At 43.0% G+C, this 4547-nt stretch carries 3 protein-coding genes and 1 pseudogene; 2 read left to right on the forward strand and 2 right to left on the reverse strand.

What is annotated here, in order from left to right:
• Together G470_RS0111285 and G470_RS13550 are read right to left on the reverse strand one after the other, a co-directional pair.
• On the reverse strand, nt 1-352 hold a 352-nt coding region (locus tag G470_RS0111285), incomplete at its 3' end, for an IS3 family transposase (protein ID WP_028274885.1).
• A gap of 156 nt (nt 353-508) precedes the next feature.
• Nucleotides 509-3271 (reverse strand): transglycosylase domain-containing protein, encoded by a 2763-nt coding sequence (locus tag G470_RS13550; protein WP_051258566.1) that lies wholly within the window; start codon nt 3269-3271, stop codon nt 509-511.
• A 239-nt stretch (nt 3272-3510) separates the two neighbouring features.
• Between G470_RS13550 and G470_RS0111295 the strand changes: the two genes are divergently transcribed.
• Together G470_RS0111295 and G470_RS0111300 are read left to right on the forward strand one after the other, a co-directional pair.
• On the forward strand, nt 3511-4182 hold the full coding sequence (locus G470_RS0111295; protein ID WP_028274886.1) for a DUF421 domain-containing protein: 672 nt from the start codon (nt 3511-3513) through the stop codon (nt 4180-4182).
• A gap of 105 nt (nt 4183-4287) precedes the next feature.
• Nucleotides 4288-4547 (forward strand): annotated as a pseudogene (locus G470_RS0111300) (IS30 family transposase); the annotation flags it as partial.

Here is a 4547-nt window from a genome sequence, read left to right on the forward strand (position 1 = left end):
TAGATGGACGCCCCTTTTTCTTTGATTGAAGGGCATCGAATCCTTTTGTTTCAAACTGTTTTCGCCACTGTAGAATCGTGGATGGAGCTGCTATACCAAAAATAGCCGCTGTTTCATTGAAGGACGTACCGTTTTCAATCATGAAGTTTAGTACATCTAGTTTAAACTGTGGGGTGTAGTTTGTATATCGTTTTATAAACGCTTCTACACCGTTATGTTCATATTGTTTCTTCCAAACTCGAATAATTTTATCATCAGCCCCGATTGATTGAGCGATTGTTTTGAAGCTTTCATTGCCATTCAAATACCTTAGAACGGCTTGTAATTTTTCTTCAGCTGTAAACTTAGCCATAAAAAACTGCACCTCCAATTGTTAGTTGTGTCTAACAATTGGGGTGCAGTTCATCTGTGTAGATAGAATAGGGGTTTTTTTTATTGAAGAAATACGGGTATGGAAATAAAAAAGGAACTGCTCACGAGAGCAGTTCCTTTTTCGTGTTCTAGCACACTATTCACGTTCTTCTTCTGGAGCTTCTTCATTATTTGACTCGTTGTTGCCGTTTGTTTCTTCCTCGTTCGATTCATTGTTTTCGGAGTTATCAGAACCTTCGTCTTCATTATTGGAATCTTGATCAGAGTCTGATCTGTCGAAACCTTTCCAGAAGTCTTCCAATTCGCTGTCTTTAGCATAGATACCAAAGTCATAAGTGGTGGTCCCAGGGACGAATTTTTTATTGAAGAATTCTTTACGTGTTTCACCGGATATGTTGGTTGTAGAACCATCTGGGAGTTCGACTTTTCCAGGTTTCATTCCGGTAGCGGCCAAGACTTCTTCTTCCACTACGGTATCTGGTTTTTGGAACGTTGCATTCGCACCGATAATGGTTGGATTTGTTTCATGCAACGCGTTCATCAAATGTGCCCAAAAAATCCGGTTGCGCAGAGCAGGGTATTGTCCATTTTCAGTGCGCAAATCATTGAACTTAATTTTGTTGTCGTAGCCCATCCAAGAAGCCAATGTGACTTCCGGTGTGCTGGCCAAGTACCAAACATCCCGGTTGTCATTGGAGGTACCCGTCTTGGAAATAATGTCTGCTTCAAAGTTCAAACGCTCTTCGGTTCCGCGGGCAGTACCTGTGTCATTGGTATCGCGCAGCATGTCCTGCAACAGGAAGGCCGTTTCAGGAGAGAAAACTTCGGCAGAAGCTTGTTCATGTTCAAAAATCACGTCGCCGCCTTTTGTTTCAATCCGTTCAATTAAGAAGGGCTCAACGTGGGTTCCGCTGTTGGCGATACTGGAGAAGGCACCGGCCATTTCCAATACAGAAGCTTGTCCGGCACCACCGATAGCTAGTGAAGCATAGTTGAAAACATTATCTGGGAAAGAGTCAGGGCCTAGGCCGGCATTGCGCAGGAATGGCTTCAGGTCATGTTTTTTATACATTTCCATAAAGATTTTCGTTGCTGGAATATTTTGCGAAACAGCCAGAGATTCACGGGCCGTCATCCACCGGTTCGTTGTGGCTCCGACGTTTCTTGGTTTATGCGGTTTTCCGCTTCCGCTAGGCACTTCAACTTCCGAATCTTTGATCATACTGGCCGGAGTGATGACGCCGAGTTCCAAAGCCGGACCAAACACAATCAACGGCTTCAATGTGGAAGCGGGCTGACGTTTGATATAAAACGCATGGTTGACTTGGTTCTCGTCGTAATTGACACCGCCGACGAAGGCAATAACTCGTCCGGATGCATTGTCGAGGAGCACACTGCCGTTCTCCACATGTTCCACCATATGATAATCTTCGCCGGTTTCTTCATCGGTCCAGTAAACATCTCGAGGCGACCCTAGTTTATCGCCGTGTTCAGCTGCGACACGTTGGAAGGCATCATGAATGTTTTTATGAACGGTTGTATAGATATTGTAGCCGTTCATGCGGAGTTCTTGGTCTGCGTCTTCGTAGTATTGGTTGTACAATTCGTCGTTTTCTCGAATCTCTGCCATGGTTAAACCGGCTTCTTCAGCGGCCAATTCCATCAAAATTTCACGTGCTTCCAATTCCACTGAATCGTAAAGGAAAGCTTGTTTGTTTTCTTCTACGTTTTCTCGGTTGATGAAATCTTGAGTGATGTCGTAATTTTTTGCTTCTTCATATTCTTCCTCGGTCAAATAACCTCCGCGGTACATGAAGAAGAGCACGTTTTTCTGCCGCTCAATCCCGGCAGACAACTCTTCCTTAATTTCGCCATATTGAGTGTATGGGCTGTAGGAGATGGGGCTTTGCGGCAAACCGGCCAGGAAGGCAGCTTGCGGCACTGTCAATTCTGAAGCGTTGACGCCAAAAATTCCACGGGCGGCTTCTTGAACTCCTGCAATGTTTTCGCCTCGGTTATTCCGTCCGAAAGGCGAGACATTCATATATGCTTCGAGAATTTCCTCTTTTTCCATCGTGTCTTCCAAACGCATCGCCAACATGATTTCATTGGCTTTTCGTTCGAAAGATGTTTCGTTTGTCAACAACTGTTGCTTGATCAACTGCTGTGTCAGCGTGGAACCGCCTGATGTAACAGGGGAGCCGGCAAACTCTTGAATCAATGCACGGGCGATGGCTTTTGGAACGATCCCCTTATGCTCCATGAAATATTCGTCTTCCGTCGCAACGACAGCCTCCAACACATGAGGGGACATTTCGTCAATTGGAATAGGAGTACGCTTCAAATCAGAACGCACGTCACTGAGCACTTCGCCGGTTCCGTAAAAAATGGTGGATTTGGAGCTGACAGAAGTCACTTCTGACTCCATTTCTTCGTGAGGAGGGATTTCTCTCCCATAAACCAGAGAAACGAAATAGCCAACGCCGGTTCCTCCTACGAATGCCAGTCCTAAAACAGCCAACACAATAAAGAAAATGGCAAGAGACTTAATGACCCCATAACTGATGTCAAAATAATGGAAGGCCTTCTTTCCAAAAGAAATCAGTTTTTCCTTCTTGGCAGTTTGATCTTTACGGTTTTTCCGAGTGACACCTGCCTGATTCGAATCTTGCTCGGTGCTAACGACTGTTTCTGATTGCCGGTTGTCCACCGCTACAGAATCATCCGTCTGCTGGGAGCCCTCTGTTTGAGAAGACTCATTGGCGGAAGAAGGACGCTTTTTTATATCCTTCAACCCATCCGACATTGACTTCACGTCTTCTTCAAGTTGCTTAAATGTCTCTGTTTCTTTAATTTTTTTCCATAAAGAAAAAGACTTTTTGTCGTCAGATCCTTTCAAATGTAGTCACCTCATAAAGTAGTCTGTTGATGATGCTATAATAGCTCGGCTTATTATATCAAAAAGCCTCAAAAAATGAAATTTTTTAAAGAAAGTGAAACATGGACGCAAAGTAAATGTGACAAAAGAATGAAGCAGAAGAAGCGTAAAGATGGACATAAATGAGCCAAAGAGGTTAAAGTGAAGACGATGAATCAAAAGAAAAATTAAAAATATGTTGCATGAAAGAAGGGCTGGAATTGTTAGTATGGTCGGTTATATCTAAACTGATGATTGGATTATTAAGTTTATTGGTGGTAGTCCGATTTTTAGGAAAAAAGAGTCTTTCCGCACTGACCCCATTTGATTTTGTCTATACGCTTGTTTTAGGCGGAATTTTAGAAGAATCGATTTACGATGACCAGGTAAGTATCGGACATTTATTATTGGGGTTTGCACTCTGGGCTGTATTGATTTATTTGGTAGAGTGGACAGCTCACAAAAGTAATCGAATCAATAAGTGGCTTAAAGGCGAACCGGCTGTTTTGATTTATGATGGAAAGTTAGTTTTAGAGGAAATCCACAAAAATAAATTGGAAATGGAACAGATCCGAGAACTGCTGCGGCAGGGGGGATGTTATTCTGTTCGTAACGCTCAATATGCCGTGTTGGAAACCGGCGGACAGCTGAGTGTGATGCAGAAAAAAGATGTTGAGACAGCGTTCAGTTTGTTGATAGTGGATGAAGGAAGATTGGAAGAAGCGGTGCTTGAAAATTGGAACATGGACGATGAACAAGTAAAGGAAGAGCTGGCAAAATTAGGATATGATTCGATAGAAGACATCGTGTACGCGGAATGGTCCGAAGAAGAAGGCTTTTATGCCATACGGTATGATGAGGTGGTTTCAGGCACAATCCGGGTAGATGGATGACACACAATTAAAATAGCGTGGATTGTATAATTAAGCGAGACAGAAAAAAGACATGTTATGATACACTCAAATTAACCTACCAAAGCTAAGGAGAGTGCACCATACATGTCGTACACCCATCTTACCAAAACAGAACTCATATTCATAGAAGAATACTTTGCCATTAATCTCAGTGGTCGCGAGATTGCTAAAAAGCTTAAGCGAGGTCATGAAGCAGTCTACAGAGTAATCAGGAAGTTGAAAACGGGTAAAACAGCGATCGATATTTATCTAGAATACAAAGAAAACAAACAAAAATGTGGACGTAAACCTATTCAACTTCCTCAAGGTGAAGTTGATTACATCAACGAGAAAGTCAGTGAAGG

It is taken from the genome of Atopococcus tabaci DSM 17538 (assembly GCF_000429585.1).
Classification (GTDB): domain Bacteria; phylum Bacillota; class Bacilli; order Lactobacillales; family Carnobacteriaceae_A; genus Atopococcus; species Atopococcus tabaci.